General features: G+C 50.4%; 19 protein-coding genes. 7 read left to right on the top strand and 12 right to left on the bottom strand.

The window, feature by feature from the left end:
• Positions 1-35: 35 nt before the first annotated feature.
• The 5 genes from fliJ to fliF form a co-directional block, all read right to left on the bottom strand.
• Entirely contained in the window at positions 36-485 is a 450-nt protein-coding gene (gene fliJ / locus ASG34_RS12430) for a flagellar export protein FliJ (protein ID WP_055831017.1), read from the bottom strand.
• Between the two features lie 14 nt (positions 486-499).
• Complete coding sequence (gene fliI, locus ASG34_RS12425) at positions 500-1,900, bottom strand: flagellar protein export ATPase FliI (protein WP_055831016.1); 1,401 nt, start codon at positions 1,898-1,900, stop codon at positions 500-502.
• A 195-nt stretch (positions 1,901-2,095) separates the two neighbouring features.
• Positions 2,096-2,764, bottom strand: a complete 669-nt coding sequence (locus tag ASG34_RS12420) for a flagellar assembly protein FliH (RefSeq protein ID WP_055831014.1) — start codon at positions 2,762-2,764, stop codon at positions 2,096-2,098.
• Positions 2,765-2,786: 22 nt separating this feature from the next.
• Entirely contained in the window at positions 2,787-3,785 is a 999-nt protein-coding gene (fliG, locus tag ASG34_RS12415) for a flagellar motor switch protein FliG (protein WP_055831012.1), read from the bottom strand.
• Between the two features lie 3 nt (positions 3,786-3,788).
• A complete protein-coding gene (gene fliF / locus ASG34_RS12410) occupies positions 3,789-5,495 on the bottom strand; it encodes a flagellar basal-body MS-ring/collar protein FliF (protein ID WP_055831010.1) in 1,707 nt (568 codons plus the stop codon).
• A gap of 248 nt (positions 5,496-5,743) precedes the next feature.
• Here fliF and fliE point away from each other — a divergent pair, with 248 nt between their 5' ends.
• A complete protein-coding gene (fliE, locus tag ASG34_RS12405; protein ID WP_055831008.1) occupies positions 5,744-6,115 on the top strand; it encodes a flagellar hook-basal body complex protein FliE in 372 nt (123 codons plus the stop codon).
• A gap of 63 nt (positions 6,116-6,178) precedes the next feature.
• On the opposite strand, the gene ASG34_RS12400 is transcribed toward fliE, so the two are convergent.
• The 7 genes from ASG34_RS12400 to ASG34_RS12370 all read right to left on the bottom strand — a co-directional run bounded on the left by ASG34_RS12400 (position 6,179) and on the right by ASG34_RS12370 (position 11,407).
• Positions 6,179-6,469 (bottom strand): EscU/YscU/HrcU family type III secretion system export apparatus switch protein, encoded by a 291-nt coding sequence (locus ASG34_RS12400; protein ID WP_055831444.1) that lies wholly within the window; start codon positions 6,467-6,469, stop codon positions 6,179-6,181.
• 1 nt (position 6,470) lies between these two features.
• Positions 6,471-7,598, bottom strand: coding sequence for a flagellar hook-length control protein FliK (gene fliK / locus ASG34_RS12395; RefSeq protein WP_055831006.1), 1,128 nt, complete (start codon positions 7,596-7,598; stop codon positions 6,471-6,473).
• Positions 7,599-7,931 carry a flagellar protein FliT gene (locus ASG34_RS12390; RefSeq protein ID WP_055831004.1) on the bottom strand — a complete coding sequence of 111 codons (333 nt, stop codon included), beginning with the start codon at positions 7,929-7,931 and terminating at the stop codon, positions 7,599-7,601.
• A gap of 4 nt (positions 7,932-7,935) precedes the next feature.
• Positions 7,936-8,436: a flagellar export chaperone FliS gene (fliS, locus tag ASG34_RS12385; RefSeq protein WP_055831001.1), complete on the bottom strand. Its 501-nt coding sequence runs from the start codon at positions 8,434-8,436 to the stop codon at positions 7,936-7,938.
• 32 nt (positions 8,437-8,468) lie between these two features.
• The gene (gene fliD, locus ASG34_RS12380) at positions 8,469-10,163 is read right to left on the bottom strand and encodes a flagellar filament capping protein FliD (RefSeq protein WP_055830999.1); all 1,695 of its coding nucleotides are present in this window, start codon (positions 10,161-10,163) and stop codon (positions 8,469-8,471) included.
• A gap of 34 nt (positions 10,164-10,197) precedes the next feature.
• Positions 10,198-10,539 carry a flagellar protein FlaG gene (locus ASG34_RS12375; RefSeq protein WP_088178548.1) on the bottom strand — a complete coding sequence of 114 codons (342 nt, stop codon included), beginning with the start codon at positions 10,537-10,539 and terminating at the stop codon, positions 10,198-10,200.
• Positions 10,540-10,609: 70 nt separating this feature from the next.
• Positions 10,610-11,407 (bottom strand): flagellin N-terminal helical domain-containing protein, encoded by a 798-nt coding sequence (locus ASG34_RS12370; protein ID WP_055830996.1) that lies wholly within the window; start codon positions 11,405-11,407, stop codon positions 10,610-10,612.
• Positions 11,408-11,918: 511 nt separating this feature from the next.
• Between ASG34_RS12370 and aepX the strand changes: the two genes are divergently transcribed.
• Genes aepX through ASG34_RS12340 form a run of 6 tightly spaced genes read left to right on the top strand, consistent with a single transcriptional unit; the run spans position 11,919 to position 17,883 of the window.
• Positions 11,919-13,217, top strand: a complete 1,299-nt coding sequence (gene aepX, locus ASG34_RS12365; protein ID WP_055830994.1) for a phosphoenolpyruvate mutase — start codon at positions 11,919-11,921, stop codon at positions 13,215-13,217.
• A gap of 17 nt (positions 13,218-13,234) precedes the next feature.
• Complete coding sequence (aepY, locus tag ASG34_RS12360) at positions 13,235-14,395, top strand: phosphonopyruvate decarboxylase (protein ID WP_055830992.1); 1,161 nt, start codon at positions 13,235-13,237, stop codon at positions 14,393-14,395.
• Positions 14,388-15,380, top strand: coding sequence for a hypothetical protein (locus tag ASG34_RS12355; protein ID WP_055830990.1), 993 nt, complete (start codon positions 14,388-14,390; stop codon positions 15,378-15,380). Before aepY ends, ASG34_RS12355 begins: the two co-directional genes overlap by 8 nt.
• Positions 15,377-15,787, top strand: a complete 411-nt coding sequence (locus ASG34_RS12350; RefSeq protein WP_235559799.1) for an adenylyltransferase/cytidyltransferase family protein — start codon at positions 15,377-15,379, stop codon at positions 15,785-15,787. Before ASG34_RS12355 ends, ASG34_RS12350 begins: the two co-directional genes overlap by 4 nt.
• Entirely contained in the window at positions 15,784-16,482 is a 699-nt protein-coding gene (locus ASG34_RS12345) for a class I SAM-dependent methyltransferase (RefSeq protein WP_055830988.1), read from the top strand. Before ASG34_RS12350 ends, ASG34_RS12345 begins: the two co-directional genes overlap by 4 nt.
• Before the next feature lie 9 nt (positions 16,483-16,491).
• On the top strand, positions 16,492-17,883 hold the full coding sequence (locus ASG34_RS12340) for a tetratricopeptide repeat protein (RefSeq protein ID WP_055830986.1): 1,392 nt from the start codon (positions 16,492-16,494) through the stop codon (positions 17,881-17,883).
• The last annotated feature ends 7 nt before the right edge of the window (positions 17,884-17,890 follow it).

Genomic DNA, 17,890 nt, shown 5'->3' with positions numbered 1-17,890 from the left:
CGCTTTTAATAGAGTGTTTCGCACGGCCTGATGCTTTACATAGTGGTCCGCTTCGCACGGCTGGCAAACTCATCCATCAGTTTCTGGTCACGCTTGCGCTCGATCTTTTCGTTTAAGGTCCGGGCCCGCGTGATCAGCACTTCATAGGACTTTTGTTTACGCTGTTTTTCCTGCAGTACCTGTTGTCGCTGCAGAACAACTGCCTGCAATTGTTCTATTTGAGCATTCTGACTGTTGACAGCGGTTTCCAATTGCGAGAAAAAGCCCTGAAAGTTGCGGTATAAATCCGCTTTGAGTCCTTTTTGCACGACAGTTTGCCATTGCTGCTGGTATTCCTGCTGATATTGACTCAGCAATGACTTTTGCTGCTGGCCCTGCTCCAGCTGTTTCATCGCCTGTGCCAATGCCTTCATGGCAAGCTCTACTTCATCACCGGCCAGCTGACTCAGCAGGGTCAATGTCTGGGTAGATTGTTTATTAGCCATGTTTTTAATTCGCTTTAAGACAGCACTTGTGACAAATGCTGCAAGCTGAATTGCATATCCGCACATTCGTGAATATCCTGCTGTAGAAAGGCATTGATCTGGTCGCGCTTTTTAATCGCGACATCCAGCATCGGGTCAGAACCCGGCTGGTAAGCACCGACGGCGATCAAGTCCTGGTTACGCAAATAACGGGAATACAATTGCTTGAGCAAGCGTGCCTGTTGCTGATGCTCGCTGCTGGTAATGTTATGCATGGCTCGGCTGATCGATTGTTCGATATCAATTGCCGGGTAATGACCGCTTTCGGCCAGCGTACGGTTGAGCACAATGTGTCCATCGAGAATGGCGCGTGCAGAATCGGCAATCGGGTCTTGCTGGTCATCGCCTTCGGTCAGCACAGTGTAGAAAGCGGTAATCGAACCTTCACCACGTGCGCCGTTACCGGTACGCTCTACCAGCGCCGGTAATTTGGCAAAAACGGAAGGTGGATAACCTTTGGTAGCCGGTGGCTCGCCAATCGCCAGTGCGATTTCACGTTGTGCCATGGCATAACGTGTCAATGAATCCATAATCAGCAATACATGTTTACCCTGCTTGCGGAAGCCTTCGGCAATCGTGGTGGCATAACTTGCTCCCTGCAAACGCATCAACGCGGAGACATCGGCTGGCGCCGCAACGACGACTGAGCGTGCCAGGCCTTCAGGCCCTAAAATCTGTTCGATAAATTCTTGAACCTCACGGCCCCGCTCACCAATCAGGCCCACCACAATCACATCGGCAGTGGTGTAACGCGCCATCATGCCCAGCAGTACGCTTTTACCAACGCCGGAACCGGCAAAAAGGCCCAGGCGTTGTCCGCGGCCCACGGTCAGCATGGCATTAATGGCACGCACGCCTACATCCATGGTCGCTTCAATCGGGGCACGCATCAGCGGGTTGATCACACGTCCATTCAACGGCGCCGTGACATCGTTGGAAATAGGCCCCAGGCCATCCAGCGGAATACCCGCCGCATCCACTACCCGTCCAAGCAAACCATCCCCCACCGGAAAATGGCGCGCCCTGTCCTGGGCCCGGCGGCGTGGCGGGCGGCCGAATTGCGGTTTAGGCAATGTTTCCATGACTTCCATACTGAATACCTTGGCACCCGGCGTGACGCCATCCACCGCAGTTTGCGGCATCAACAGCAGGTTTTCACCATCAAAACCGACTACTTCTGCTTCTACCCGGCCACCATCCTGCAAAGGGATAAAACAGGCGCCGCCAATCGGCATTTTGATACCGGTAGCGACCATTACCAGACCAGTGACTTTAATAATACGGCCAGCAACTTCCAGCGGTTCAACCAGGTTGATGATTTCGCGGCAATCTTTTAGATAACTCTGCCACCGTTGGGTATGTATATTGTCTTGCATGTCTTTGGGAGCAGGACTAGCGGAATCGGGGTCAGTAGAGCCGGACGCCTCAGACAGTATTGAAGGTAATTCTGCTGTCTGTGATCCTGGGGATTCTGATTCTGAGCTTTGATCTTGCCCGGAAAAGGGTTTGGAATCGATGTCAGCGTCGTGTACGTTATTCATACCATCTATTCTGGATTGAAAGACGCTGTTTTAATCCGTCAATGAAGCAGGTTTATTCCAGTCATCATAACGGGACAAACCTTGTACCAGTCGTTTCCAGCGCATTTCATTAGTCGCATCAATCTGGTTTTCTGCAGTTTCCACCAGGCAGCCACCACGTTCTATCTGGCTATCTTCTACTAATTGCCAGCCTTGATCTTTCATCTGATCGCCAATGCTAGCGCGCAATATTTTGGCATCTTCGTGATGCACAATCACGCGCGCGGGCTGTTTCACTTGTGGCAGGTATTGCATGGCATCCAGCACTACCGGAATAATACTTTGCGGGTCTGCCTGCAGTTTGCTTTTCAGCATGGCTTTTGACAGTTCCAACGCCAGGGTCAGTACAGATTCCGCGATCGCCACATCCTGCATCGACAAAGCCTGCTGGAAATTACCGGATAGTTGCAGCAACTGCGTACGTTCTGCCTCAATCTCGGCCTGCGATTGCTTGATGCCATCGCCATAACCTATCTTGAAGCCTTCTTCATACGCTTCCTGCCTGACTTGCTTGAGAATATGGCTAACGGTACGGGCATTTTCTTCTGCCTGTACGCGATCGCGCCTGACCCGCTCGGTAGAAGCGACATCATCAAAGCTGGCCATTTCCCAACGTTGATAAGCGGTCATTTGTTCTTTAGGCGTTGCAGAAGCTACCATGTCAGTGTTTCCTTAAAATGCTTTATACGTACTGCTCGCTGTCGCCTTTGCCAGCCAGCATGATCTGGCCTTCATCGGACAAGCGTCTAACGGTTTGCAGAATGACTTTTTGTTGTGTTTCAACTTCAGACAATTTGACTGGGCCGCGGCTTTCCAGGTCTTCACGCATCATGTCAGCCGCACGCGAAGACATATTGCGGAAGAATTTCTCGCGCATTTCTTCGGAAGTCCCTTTCAGTGCCACGATCAGTACATCGGATTGCACTTCGCGCAGCAATACCTGTATGCCTCGGTCATCGATATCGATGATGTTATCGAATACAAACATCTGGTCCATGATCTGCTGCGCCATGCCATCATCATAACTTTTCAGGCCATCCATCAATTTGGCTTCATTCTCACCGCTGAGGAAGTTCATGATTTCAGCGGCAGTTTTCACACCCCCGATGGTCTGGCGCTTGAGGTTATCGTTACCGGCCAGCATTTTCAGCATGCCTTCGTTCAGCTCGCGCAAGGCGGTTGGTTTGACACTGTCCAGTGTGGCAATCCGCAAAATGACGTCCTGGCGTAAGCGCTCCGTGAAATGGCCGAGAATCTCTGCAGACTGTTCCGCTTCCAGGTGCGAGAGGATAGTAGCAATGATCTGTGGATGCTCGTTCTTGATGAAATCAGCCACGCTGAATGCATCCATCCACTTCAGGCTTTCGATACCTGCGGCATCCTGTGATTGCGGAATACGGTTCAATAAATTGGAAGCCTTGTCATCACCAAACGCTTTTACCAGCACAGAGCGGATATAGCTGTCAGAATCCAGGCCAAAGTCGCTACTGCCGGCGAAGTCGAGCATGAATTTCTCCAGCACCTCTTCCACTTCTTCTTTAGGCACCGGTTTCATGGAAGCCATGACGATGCCCAAACGCTGTACTTCTTTAGGCGTCAGGTGTTTCATGACCTCGGCAGCTTCGTCTTCGCCCAGAGCCAGCATCAAAATTGCACTTTTTGTTAAACCATCAGCAGCCATTTGCTATTTCTCCGCGGAAGTCCAGTTAGAAACCACATTAGCTACCATGCGCGGATTTTCTTTCGCGACCAGCTTTGCTGCCTCCAGAGTTGCATTCAATGCACTGGTACTGGCAGCGCCTGGCAAGGCTGGTGAATCGCCACTCAATGTCACCAGTGCGTCTTCTTCTGAAGCACCTTCAGCACCAGGCAACGCCGCAGCACCCTGCACCAGTTCCAGTTGTTTTTTATCAGCACCAGTCAGCTTGTTGGCCAGAGGCTTGAGCAATTTCTTGTAGATCATCAACAGGACAATCACACCAGCCAGGAAACGCAGGGCATCCTTGCCATACTCGATTGCCATCGGGTCTTTCCACAATGGTGGCTCAGCCAGTTTTTCCTGTGCTTCGCTGATAAATGGCGTATTGACCACAGAGATAGTGTCACCGCGTTCACGGTTGAAACCCATCGCCTGCATCGCCAGGTCACTCACTTGCTGTTTCTCGGCAGTATTCAGTGCGCGGTAAGTTGTTTTACCGGTGCTATCCACTACCGGGATATGGTTAACCACGACCGCTACGTGCAGGCGTTTGACACCGCCTTTAGCCTGCTGGACATAACTGATGGTTTTATCCAGCTCATAATTGGTAGTAGTGTCTTTTTGGGTGTTTTGTGGCGGTGCTGGTGGAGCTGCAGCCGGCGCATTTTCATCCCCGCCCTGTGCGGCTGGTGCATTGACAGGGGCAGTAGATTCACCAGGTGGCTGATTAGATACTGCACCTGGCACGGCACCATTACTGCCACTGCTATTTTGTGACTCGTGGTTTTGTGCGCTACGCACCGCCATGTCTTCCGGTTTGCTGTTTGGTTTGTAAGATTCGTTGGCTTGCTCAGTGTTTGAGAAATCAATTTCAGCACTGGCTTCAGCGTGTACATTTTTCGCGCCCACAATCGGTGTGATGATGGACTCTACACGGCGGGCAATGTTGCTTTGCATGTTTTCCACATAAGCCATTTGCTCAGGGTCCAGGCCGTTTTGCTTTAATTTATTCGCATTGTCGGATAACAGGTTGCCATTCTGGTCTACCACGGTCACATGGTCTGCCGAGAGGTTGGGCACACTACTGGCCACCAGATGCACCACAGCAGCCACTTGCTGGCCATCCAGACGGCGGCCATTATGCAGGTTTAATAATACGGAAGCTGTCGGATACTGTTGCTCACGTACGAACACGCTTGGTTTAGGAATAGCCAAATGAATACGCGCTGCCTGGACAGCAGAAATAGACTGGATGCTACGCTCCAGTTCGCCTTCCAGGCCACGCTGGAAATTGACTTGTTCAACAAATTGGGAAACACCGAACTTCTGGTTTTCAAGTAATTCAAAACCGATATTGCCGCCTTTTGGCAGACCTTGTGCTGCCAGTTTCAAACGCACTTGGTGCACTTGGTCGGCAGGGATCATGATGGCACTGCCACCTTCAGAAAATTTGTATGGGATATTGAGCTTGTCGAGTTCAGCAACGATGGCACCGCCATCTTTATCGGCAAAATTGGAGAACAGGACACGGTAATCCGGTTTCTGGCTCCATAGCCAAAACACTACCATCACCGCAACCACGGCGGCAATTCCAGCTACTAGCAGCAATTTCTGGCCCATCTTACCGAATATATCCGGTGTCGCAGTGGTGGACTCTATTGTTGAAGCAAGCGTGGCATCAGCAGCAGCCATTTAAATCTCCATGTTGATCACCTGCACCAGACATAAGGTACTGCAGCAGGCATGTCTTAAATCTAAACAGAACACCATTACATTGGTATTCATACATGGGACACATTATGCGCCTCACCTGCAAATTCAAATTGGCAAATAAGACGGCTTAATATCGCCTATTTTTGAGAGCGACTCCAATAGCGCAATGCTAAAGTGACACCATCGACACAAGTGGGTTAACAACCCGATAATGAAAGGAGTCCAACATGAGCGTAGGCGGTATTGATGCTCAACGCATCTCGTCCATGCTGGCGCAATTGCGAGCAGCTGCGCAGAAACCCGAAGGGTTGGGTGCCAGCGCAACCCAGGCACTTAATACAGTACAGAAACCCACTGCGGCCAGCCCGACCAGCCAGGTCAGCTTTAGCGACGCCCTGAAATCCTCTTTGGATTCAGTTAACAATATGCAACTTCAGTCCGAAAAACTGGGACAGGATTTTGCCATGGGAAATGACAACGTCAGCCTGTCTGATGTCATGATTTCTGGGCAAAAAGCCAACATTGCATTCCAGGCTACCGTGCAGGTGCGTAACAAGCTGGTAAGTGCTTATCAAGACATGATGAATATGCAGGTGTAACTGGAATCGTCGTTATAACTGCCCAATAGCGACAGTTCCACCAGCATATTCAGCACCAACCCTTTACACCAGCGGCGCTTCCCGCACTTCACCCTGCTCTAACTGATATAACCATGCCAGAATCTCGGCAATCGCTTGGTATAACTGCGGTGGAATATGCGCATCCAGCTCCACCTGCATCAATAATCCCAACAATGCCTGCGATTCATGCACATAGACATCGTGCTCTTTTGCAATTGCGATAATCCGTTCAGCCAATAATCCCTTACCTTTTGCCACTACGCGGGGCGCGAGGTCGCCTGCTTCATAAGCCAGCGCCACTGCAGATTGGGTGTAGTGTTTATCCGGCTGCATATTATTGGCTGACTGCTTCATGTGTCTCGCTGGTAATCTGTAATGATTCCAGCGTTAGCCCGGCGGACTGAAGATTCATGGCTAGCTGACTACGCGTCGATTGCATAGTCGCCAGTATGTTGGCCTCCTGCGGTTGTACACGAATTGAAAAACGGCCATTCACCATGGTGATACGCACTGAGACTTCGCCCAGGCGCGGCAGTTGTAATTTCAGGTTACTTTGAATGGCGTTCAAGGTCGGGTCATCCGACGAATGGGCAGAAGACTCACGCTCGCTGATTTCCCATTGCATGCTTTGCCCTGGCCAGACTTCACCATGCCAGGCCAGTCGTTGCTGTTCCAGCACCTGGAGCTGTTGCGCCACCATTTCCGGCGGCACAAAATTTGGTTTGTTTTGTGGTTCCTGCAATAACTGATGCCATGGGCGGCTGCCTAGCGCGGCATCTTTCAAGTGGGATTCGTAAAACAGGCCTGAGCTATCCAGTGCATGCTTCAAGTCTTGTGCCAGCACTTGTGGCTTTTGCGGGCTATGGCTGACAATGGCTTGCGCCTGCAATGCACTCGCCTGTTGTTGAAACATGGGTGAGCTTAGCCAGCGTTGTAATTGCTGGGCAGGGTTACTTAAATCTACCTGGCTGGCAGTCTGGCCGGCCATGGCCCCTAATAACTGAGGCAAATTGTCCGTTGCATCTGACTGCGACGCGGTCAGCGACCCGGCCGTCACCAAGCTGGTGGCAGGCTGATCAGCACTTTTATTCTGTGTCTGTATTCCCCACCGCACCTGCGGATATACGCTTTGTGCATCTTTCCCAGTAGCTGCCTGACCCAAGTATTGCATTTGCAGGGCTTGCTGCTGGGCAAGATGTGCTGGTAGTTGCATCTGTACCACAGCCGGTTGCTGGTTAGGGAGTTGAACCTGGACTTTGAAATTGGCTAATTCGGAGCCATTGGCGGCATTGGATTCTTTTTGCAGGATCATCCCGGAGAACTGCATTCCCGGGCGCAAGCGGCTCCATAAAGGTGCTTCGGATTGTGCCCCTTCGACCGGCATGATAGAGGAGACGGCACGCAAGCTCTCTGTTTCCTGTGCAACGAAACGATTAGCGAGAACTTGCGGGATAGGAATCATCTATATGGCGTCCGGCGGTATGCGCGCATGCAGCTGCGCATCAAAAATCATATCGGTAATCCTGTGCATGACCGGGTACAGCAAATTACGTATCTCACCATCGTCAGCCAGGATCTTCTGCACCAGTTTCTGTTTGCGGCCATGCTCTTCCGGGCTTAATGTCTCGGACTGCAACCTCAGGTTTTGTTCCAGGGTTTTAATCACCTCAATTTTGAGCATATAAGATTGCTCGAGCTCGGTGACTTTCTCCCAGGCACTTTGCCTGGCGGCAATCAGCATCTGCTCCATGATTTTCGCAGAAGATTCATAGGTATCAATTAGTGCTTTTGACATACGCTTATACTCCGGCAACAACCAAACGATTTGAGTTTACGGCAGGAATGGACTGTGCCTTTTGGGAAACCAGTGCATTGAAAGGAGCGCCAGCCTGGGCTGTCTTTTGTACACCGGATTTTTCCAGGGATTCCCACGCAGTTTTCAACTCCATCAACAGTTGCTGTATTTCATTTACTTTTTTCGCATCGAGGTGCAGGCTGGCCTGCATCAGGCTACGGGTCATGTATTGGTACAACTGGTCCAGGTTGCTAGCAATCTGGCCACCGGCACGTTTGTCCAGGCTGGAGCGCAAGCCATTATCGATAATGGTCACGGCCTTGGTCAGGCATTCGCCTTTTTTCTCGATATTGCCTTGCTGGATTGCTTGCTGGGCATGAATGCACGCAGTAATAGCGCCTTCATAAAGCATCACAGTCAGCTTTAATGGGCTGGCATCCACCACGCCTGTTTCCAAGCCAACTTTTGCATAAGCATTGATACCTGATTGTTTTGTCCCAAACATAAAATTCTCCTGATTCCTAATTCTTGATGCTGTTAGCTTTTATTCAATGCAGCAATTTGCTGGCTAAGATATGAGCTTGTGCTTTGCATGCCAGACAGCAATGCATCCAGTTTTGCATATTGCGCCCTGTAACGAGCTTCAATGGCTGGCAGCTTGGCGCTCAAATCCGATGAACGTTTGTTCAATGCTTTAATCGATGTCTGGATACCTTCGGTTTTGGTGGTTACTGAACCAGTGCTGTCCAGCCAGCTACCTATCATGCTGCTTAATTCTCCGGCCAGGCCCTTGTTAAATGTGACTGTTCCACGTGCACCGGTGGTAGAACCATTAATAGCGACTTTCAAACCTTGTGCAGCGTTGTCAGCCGCGCCAATCAAACTGGCACCACTACCATAGGCAGTCACACCATTAATCATGCCGCTGGCATCCTGTGTACTGCTACCCAGGCTGGTCACATTGATGGCATAAGTACCAGTCTGTGTTTTGGCGGAGCTGCTGACATAAGTCACCTGAGGATCTGAAGTTTTTGCAGAGGGTGCGAATAACTTGGCTACATCACCCAGATTCGTGCTTAATGCGCTTGTCAGTTTCGCGGTATCCAGGGTTAACGTGCCATCTTTATAATCCGATTTCACACCGATATCGCCCAATGTACGGAAGGTAGTTGCCGTGGTTGAAGGGCGAGCCAGCATAGACTTCAGCTTCACCATGATGTCACGGGTGGTGGAGTCACCCAATAACGGACCATTGGAAGTAGAACCGCCTTCCACAAACTTGGTCAGGTCACGCAAAGTGGTATTTAATTTATTGTAGGCATCGACAAAATTCTGTACTGATGCCTGGATGGTGTCTGTATCTGTCGCTACTTCCAGGGTTGCACTGGTTGCAGTGATAGATTTCAGGTTTAAAGTCACCCCCTGGATAACGTCATTCAGGGTATTGCTTGATTTGCTGATGCTTAATCCATCCACGGTTAACAATGCATTTTGTGCAGCTACAAGCTGGGTCATGTTTTTACCGGTCCCGACTGCACCCATAGGATCATAGGCCAGCGCAGATAACCCTGTGCCATCCGTGCTGTTGTCATCGCTGTCGGTCACATCGATTTTCAGGCTGTTCACTGCGCCGGTATCTTTTGAAGTGATGACCAGACGGTTGCCACTGCCGTCATTTACAATCGAGGCTGATACAGACGCATTTTTCGCATTGATTGCATCCCGAATACCAGCCAGCGTATTGTTGGTGCTATCTATCGTAATACTGATCGCCTGTTTATCCGCATTGGCACTAAAACTTGCCGGAGTACCGTTTCCGCTATCCGCAGCGGTAAAAGTGCCGAACGAAATATTCAGGGTACCGGTGCCGATGATGTCTGTGGCATTGGCATAGGCAGAGGTAGCAATTTTTTGCGAAGCCGCCAGTTGCGTAACTGAAATATTGTAGTTTCCATTTGCCGCTGTACCGTCAGCCGTGGCTACGATACTGCTGCCATCAGAAACTTTGACTGATTGTGCCGTGAATTTGGCTGCAGTAGCCAGTTTATCCACTGCTGCCTGAAAAGCACTTAAACCACTATTCAGTTTACCGTAGGCAGAAAGCTTGCTGTTATAGGATGTAATCTGGGTCTGGATTTGAGTTAATGGCTGTTTCTCAATCGTCATCAATCCTGTCACAATCGAATCGATTGCTAAGCCGGATGCCCCGGTTGTGGATGTAATTGAAGCCATCTTTTATTCTCCAGACACTTTAAACAAAGTTACCCTAGACCGTTTGCCTGATCACCAGGCCACGCAGCTTATCCAGGGTTTTACTAATCGCAAGCACTTCTTCATTCGGGATCTGGCGTAATACCTTTTGCGTTTCGGTATCCACTACTTTCACCACAATGCGATCAGACTCATCATCAATTGAAAACTCAATGGTCTGCAATGCAGGGGCAACATACTCATTCAGTTTGTTGACTGCACCTGTCAAGGTTGCCTTGTCTAACACCTCAGCAGGTTTTTGCTCACCACTTCCATACTTCACCAACTTAAGACTGTTTACAGCAGCCAGTCCGCTTACCGGACGTCCGCCTACTCCATCTATAGATTGACTCATGATAATGCTCCTTCTGCTTAACCTAAATCCACAGAGACGGGTCTCTGTGGATGGGATTCAACTGGTTAGGGAATTAACCTCTTAACAGTGTCATCACTTGGTTAGGCAACTGGTTCGCCTGAGCCAACATTGCTGTACCAGCTTGTTGCAGGATCTGTGCACGTGTCATCTTCGCTGTTTCTGAAGCAAAGTCGGCATCCATGATACGAGACTTGGCAGCAGACATGTTCTCAGACGAAATTTGCAGGTTGCTGATCACAGATTCAAAACGGTTTTGGTAAGCACCCAATGTCGCACGGTTGGTGTTCACTGTATCCAGTGCCGCATCGATCGCTGTCAGTGCAGCAGAAGCAGAAGCTGCTGTAGACAGGGAACCAGACATACTTACCGCAGCTACAGAGCTAACGCTGATAGTGTCAGATGCATCTGCACCTACCTGGAACTGATAGCCCTGGCCTAAAGCTGGCTCACCGTTGAACTTGGTGGCAGTGCTCAAGCGGGTCAATTCTGAAGACAGTTGTGAGAATTCAGCATTCAGGTTTGCACGGTCACCAGAGCTATAAGAACCGTTAGCAGCCTGTACAGCCAGTTCACGCATACGTTGCAGAGCGTCTGTACCTTTAGACAAACCACCTTCAGCAGTTTGCAGGAAAGAAATCGCGTCGTTAGAGTTACGAACCGCTACATCCATACCGCGGATTTGTGCGTCCATACGTGTAGCAATTGCCAAGCCAGCAGCGTCATCTTTAGAACTGTTAATGCGCAGACCTGAAGACAAACGTTGAATCGATTGATTCATGCTTGATTGTGAAGCACTCAGGTTACGTTGTGCGTTTAAAGATGCAATGTTTGTGTTAATTACAGCAGCCATGTTATTTCTCCTTGAGAGTCGTATATCCAGTTAAGTGTCAAATCGTCGTATTACTATTACTTCAACGTTGATTCGCTTACTACTTACTAAATCTTGCTAATTCATCGTTGTTGTTTATGTTATCGACCGCTTACGAAATTTCTTTAATGTTGCATTTAAAATTTCTTTTTTACATCTTTACATCGGTCGAGCACTTGTTTCTGTTAACGACGGCTCTTCGAAGTTCTTTAGTCCTTATTTAAATTTAATGGTTATAAATTCAATTTGACCTATTTTAAATAAGGCCCGCCCAAACTCATTTGCGGAGTTAGCCGTGAATCACCTCTTAATTTATTTAACTAGCGGATGCGATATCTGCCTGAAAAGCAACCTTATATATAGATAAGGATTTAAAGGTGCTTTAAGGCGTTTTTCACACAATTAATTTCATACCCTGCACTTCATAATTCCTACAGATGTTCAGCTCGCCTTTCTGGCGGATGTGAACAAGGCATATATATAGGAGTGTTGCATGGCATCAGTTTATGTAGGTATGACGGTAGATATTCTGCATCACGGGCATATCAATATCATCGAGCAGGCAAGAAAGTACGGCGATGTCACGATTGGTTTATTGTCGGATGCGGCTGTGGCAGATCACAAACGCTTGCCCTACCTGACTTATGATCAACGTAAATCTATCGTTGAGAATATCCGTGGTGTGGTCAATGTCGTGCCACAGGACGAATGGGACTACGCACCCAACCTGCTGAAACACAAACCTGACATCATGGTGCATGGCGATGACTGGCTGGATGGCCCATTACTGCCTTATCGTGAACGCGCCCGCGCAGCACTGGCTGAATATGGCGGCCATCTCATTGAGATTCCTTACACCCGCGGCATCTCATCCAACGAGATGCTGGGCCAGATACAAACACTGGGAACCACGCCCGATATCCGCCGCCGTACCTTAAAAAGATTACTGGCCGCCAAACCGATTTCCCGCTTTATCGAAGCACATAACCCGATCTCGGCCCTCATTGCAGAGCATGCGATTGCCCAACGCAATGGCAAAAACTGCCAGTTCGATGGTTTCTGGTCCAGCTCACTGACTGACTCCACTGCGCGCGGCAAACCGGATATTGAAGCACTGGAGATCAACAGCCGTTTATCCAATATCAACGATATTTTCGATGTCACCACCAAACCATTGGTGATGGACGCTGATACCGGCGGCAAGCTGGAGCACTTTGAACTCAATGTGCGCAGCATGGAACGCCTTGGTATTTCCGCCACCATCATTGAAGACAAAATAGGCTTAAAAAAGAATTCTCTGTTTGGCAATGAGGTTGCGCAATTGCAGGATGACATTCAACCCTTCTGCGACAAGATCGCCGCCGGCCGTGCCGCCCGTGTCAGTGATGACTTTATGGTGATTGCGCGTATCGAAAGCCTGATCCTGGAAAAAGGTATGGAAGACGCCGTCAAACGTGCACAAGCTTATGTCGGTGCAGGCGTGGACGGCATCATGATACACAGCCGCCAGAAATCGCCGGACGAAGTATTCGAGTTTGCCAAAATCTTTAAATCCGAATTCCCGACGACACCATTGGTGTGTGTACCTACCAGTTACTGCACGGTGACCGAAGAAGAACTGGCCGCCCGTGGATTCAACCTGGTGATTTATGCCAACCACATGATGCGCGCAGCTTATCCGGCTATGCAGCGTACGGCCATGGAAATTCTCAAAAATGGGCGGACCGCAGAAGTCGAATCCGAACTGATGTCGATCAACGACGTGTTGTCACTGATCCCTGGTACCAAATAATAAAAGGAGCATCCACCATGATAGAAGCTGGTGCATTTCTTGAGGCGCTGCAACTGGCAGGCGTGCAGTTTTTTACCGGTGTGCCTGATTCCTTATTAAAGGAGTTATGCGCCTGTTTTTCTGATCGTCTTCCGGAACACAAACATGTGATTGCCGCCAATGAAGGGGGTGCTACTGGTCTGGCCATGGGGCATTATCTTGCCACTGGCAGTCCTGCACTGGTCTATATGCAAAATTCCGGTCTAGGCAATGTGGTGAACCCTGTCGCTTCCCTGGCTGACCCGCAGATTTATGGTATCCCCATGCTGATGGTGATTGGCTGGCGTGGTGAAATGCAGCAGGATGGTACGCAGATCCATGATGAACCGCAGCACGTCAAGCAAGGCCAGATCACGCTTGAGCAATTGGAAATCATGGGTATTCCGTTTGAAATTTTCCAGACTGATCTTAGTTGCGCATTGACACAAACCCGCCGGCTGCTATCCCTGGCAAAACGCCGGTCAGGCCCGGTGGCTTTGGTGGTGCGCAAACAATGCTTTGCGCCTTACAAACCAAAATCGGCCAACAAACCAGCGGGCAAAGATGCTTTACTGCCTAGCCGTGAGGATATGCTGACGCGTATCGTCAGCCTGCTTTCCAATGATGTCGCCGTGGTTTCCACGACTGGCATGGCATCGCGCGAGCTATTTGAATTCAGGCATGCAAACAATAGCGGTCATGCACGAGATTTTTTAACCGTAGGCGGCATGGGGCATGCTTCACAAATTGCCTGCGGCATCGCGTTGGCACAGCCGGACCGGCAAGTGGTTTGCCTGGATGGAGATGGTGCCCTGCTGATGCATATGGGCAGCCTGACATTGAGCGCACAACAACACAACCTGGTACATATCGTCTTTAACAATGGTGCGCATGATTCTGTTGGCGGCCAGCCTACCGTGGCCGCACAATTGAATCTTTCCAGCATTGCCAAAGCAGCCGGTTACCAGTGGGTCATCCGGGTCAGCTCGAACAGCCAGCTCAGTGAGGCATTACAGTATGCCTTGAGCCTGGGCCAAAGCTGCTTTATCGAAGTGCTGTGCCGACGTGGAGCACGCGCTGATTTAGGTCGCCCTACCCGTACACCGGCACAGAACAAACAAGACTTTATGCAATTTTTGGAAGAGGTCGCGTATGCCTGACCAGTCGCCAACTCTATTGGCGCATATCACGCAGAAAAATAGCGCCAAAGCCTTGTTTACTGCTGGGCCAGCCAGTTTGCTGGAAGAAAACCTGCTCGGCTTGCGGCCGTGTTTTGGCCGTGGCGATACAGATTACCAGCAGGTAGAACAGGCTGTCCTCGATGCATTAAAAAGCATGACAGGTCATGCCCAGATCGCCCGCCTGCAAGGCTCTGCCAGCCTGGCGCTGGAAATCGCCTCACTGAATTTCCTGTTCGGCAAAGTGCTGGTGATAGACAGCGGCTACTATGCCCAACGCCTGGCAAGTTTTGCCGAAGCAGCCCAGCGTCTGGGCCATGTGCGTACGGTTACCGTGGTCAACTGGCTGGATATTGCAGATATTGCTGGACAATATGACTGGGTCGTCGCCTGCTACACCGAAACCAGCATAGGCCTGAAACTACCCATGAATGAATTACGTGTGCTGGCAAACCGCGTAGATGCACAACTTTTCCTGGATGCGACCGCCTCTATCGGCCTGGAAGCCGACCACGACCAGGCGGATGTGATTGCCTATAGTTCCTGCAAAGGACTGTTTGGCCTGACCGGTGCTGCATTCATTGCATTTAACCAGTTGCCGACCAATAGCGTGGACGGGTTTTACCTGAACCTGCATACGCATCTGGAGCGGCGCATGACCGGCCCTTACCATGCAATTGCTTCATTATATGAAGTGTTGCCCAAGCATAATGATTTACGCGAGGCCGTATTTATTAATAAAACGGCCATGCTGCAAAAATTTTCAGGCTATGCCACCCATCCGGCGAGTCACCAGCCTGCATTGTGCACCTGGGTAGATGCCAGGATAGGCTCGCGTGACCCACGTGCCGTGTTGTATGCACCACGCGGCATCAGTCGTGGTAGCGTAGTTTGCCACCTTGGTGAAGCGCACCTCGGCTCAGCGGCAACGGGTGAGATCTTAAATATGCTGGAGGTACTGGCGTGAACGCACCAAAACGCATCATGGTTGATATGTCCGCCACCCTGATCCATCACGGGCATGTCCGCCTGCTAAAACAGGCGAAACAGCTAGGTCACGTAGTAGTGGCCTTGACCACCGACGAAGAAATCCGCAGCAAGAAAGGCTATGAGCCTGAGCTGGATTATACCGCTCGTGCAGAAGTGTTACTGGCGATGCGAGATGTCGATGAAGTTGTGCCCAGCCCCTGGCTGCTGGATGAAGCGTTTTTAGCGCAGCACAATATTGATTTACTGGTACACGGCCACGATAACAGTAATCCGATCGCGGCTGAAAAACTACATATCCTGCCACGCACAGAAGGCATCAGCAGCACACAGTTGCGTGCTCGTGTGCTCAAAGCCGTCAGTCAAAAAATGGAAGCTAACTCATGAGCAATTTATGGCAACAAATCTGGGAAAAACGTACCCTGCAACCGCAACATGCAATCACGCTCGAGACCTTGATCTCGCTGGATGGCTTTGATAGCGGTGCCGGCAAGATCAACCTGGCCGACTGGCAGGAATATACCCGCCGCATCAGTGAAAAATTGGGCCTGAAACCGGGCAACTCCGTATTTGAAGTTGGTTGCGGTGCCGGCGCTTTCCTTTTCTCATTGCGTGAACAAATGGCACTGGAAGTCGGCGGCCTGGATTATGCCGCAGGTTTGATAGCAGCCGCTCAAAAAGCCATGCCAGACGGTGAATTCCTGGTACAAGGTGCGCAGTCTCTCGATACCGAAACAGGCTACGATTTTGTCATTGCCAATAGCGTGTTTCACTATTTCGATGAAGCGACCGCCGCACAGGTATTACAAGCCATGTGGAAAAAAGCCAGGCATGGTATTGCCATACTGGATGTCCCGAATGCAGCCACTAGGGCAGCCTGTGAGCTGGCTCGCCGTGAAGCGCTAACTGAGGCTGAATACGAAGAGAAATACCGTGGTTTGCACCACACTTATTACACTCCGGAATGGTTTATCAATCAGTTGCCGCAATGGCCGCACCAGGCCTTCGAAAGCTGCGTGCCCAACTATACGCAAAGCGAATTTCGCTTCAGTGTGATTTTCTCCAAACATTTACATGGATAACGACTGATCATGACGACATCCACACTTAGCACCCTGCCTGCGATTACTTTCTTTTATACCGATAATTGCGAGCGCCAGGCATTAGCACCTATCGCGGATGAAGCGGCAGGCAGAGGTTTTCCGATTCAATGGAGCATGGATTCCAGGCAATATGCTGAAATCGGTGTCTATTGCGAGCATGCTTGCAAGCCCAATGCCGGCTTTTCCATCATATTGCTGCACGATCTGGCACAGCGCCATGATATCTGGCCGCATTTCTGGCATCACGAACCGTGGGATGCCTTTGATATGGGCATCGTACCCGGCGCCAACTGGGTAGAACGCTGGCAAACACAGGCAGTATTTGCCAAGGCCAGGCCTAAATTAGGCGTATTTGACCTGGGCTGGCCCAAGGCCGACCTGGTCTACCGCAACCAGGATGAATTCAAGCAGCAGGCAAAAGCCTTGCGCGAGCAACTGGGCCTGAAATACGAGCGCTCTGTGTTATATGCTCCTTCATGGGAAAACCACGGCAAGCAGGATGACTTTGTACAGGCGTTAAAAGATTTGCCGGTCAACCTCCTGCTGAAACAGGCGCCCTGGTCAGAAAAATACCGCTGGGTGCTGAATAATATTGACGAGATGGATGCCCTGCACAGAGGCTGCGCCGACAATGTCTATGTGATTGATCGCGAGATCAGCATTATGTACTGCCTGGGGCTGGCCGATGTCATGGTATCTGACGAATCCAGTGTGCTGACCGAAGCTTTGCTGCTGGACGTGCCCGGCGTGGCAGTGATTGACTGGGTGATTCCTGACACCAACCCGCCAAGACCGGCTTGCGTGCCATATGATTATGTCACCAAAACCACACGCGCCAACCTGCGCGACACCGTATTGAATGTGCTGGAGAATCCGCAGCAATACCAGACCGAGATTGATACGAATAAAAAACAGCAATTTGCCCATCTTGGTGAAAGCGCCAGATTGATTGTGGACAATATGGTCGCAGCCTTGCAATGCCAGCCATTACCGACACCACCACTGACAGCCCAGGTGGAAATCGACCGTACGACTTACCAGCATGCAGAACAGCTGGCTGCAGAAGGCGATATGCAACTGTCTACCCAGATCATGCTGGAGCTGATCAAAAAAGGCAGTACCTGCTGGGAACCCTACAACGACCTGGGTACCTTGCTGGTCAGCCAGGGGCAATTTGAAGATGCCGAGATGCTGCTGGAAAAAGCGGTGCATTTCGCGCAGGAAAACCCTGCGATTCCGCTGAGCAATCTGACGGAAGTATATTGTTTGCAGCAAAAGGCGGATAAGGCATTGCAGACGCTGGTGAAACTGAGCAAGCATGCGCCTAATTCAGCGGCTTCTATTCCGCATATCCGTAAATGCATGGAAACGATGTTCTAGATTTTCA

The sequence above is a fragment of the Methylophilus sp. Leaf416 genome (assembly GCF_001424665.1).
GTDB lineage: Bacteria > Pseudomonadota > Gammaproteobacteria > Burkholderiales > Methylophilaceae > Methylophilus.
This window is presented reverse-complemented; position numbering and strand designations above follow the sequence as displayed.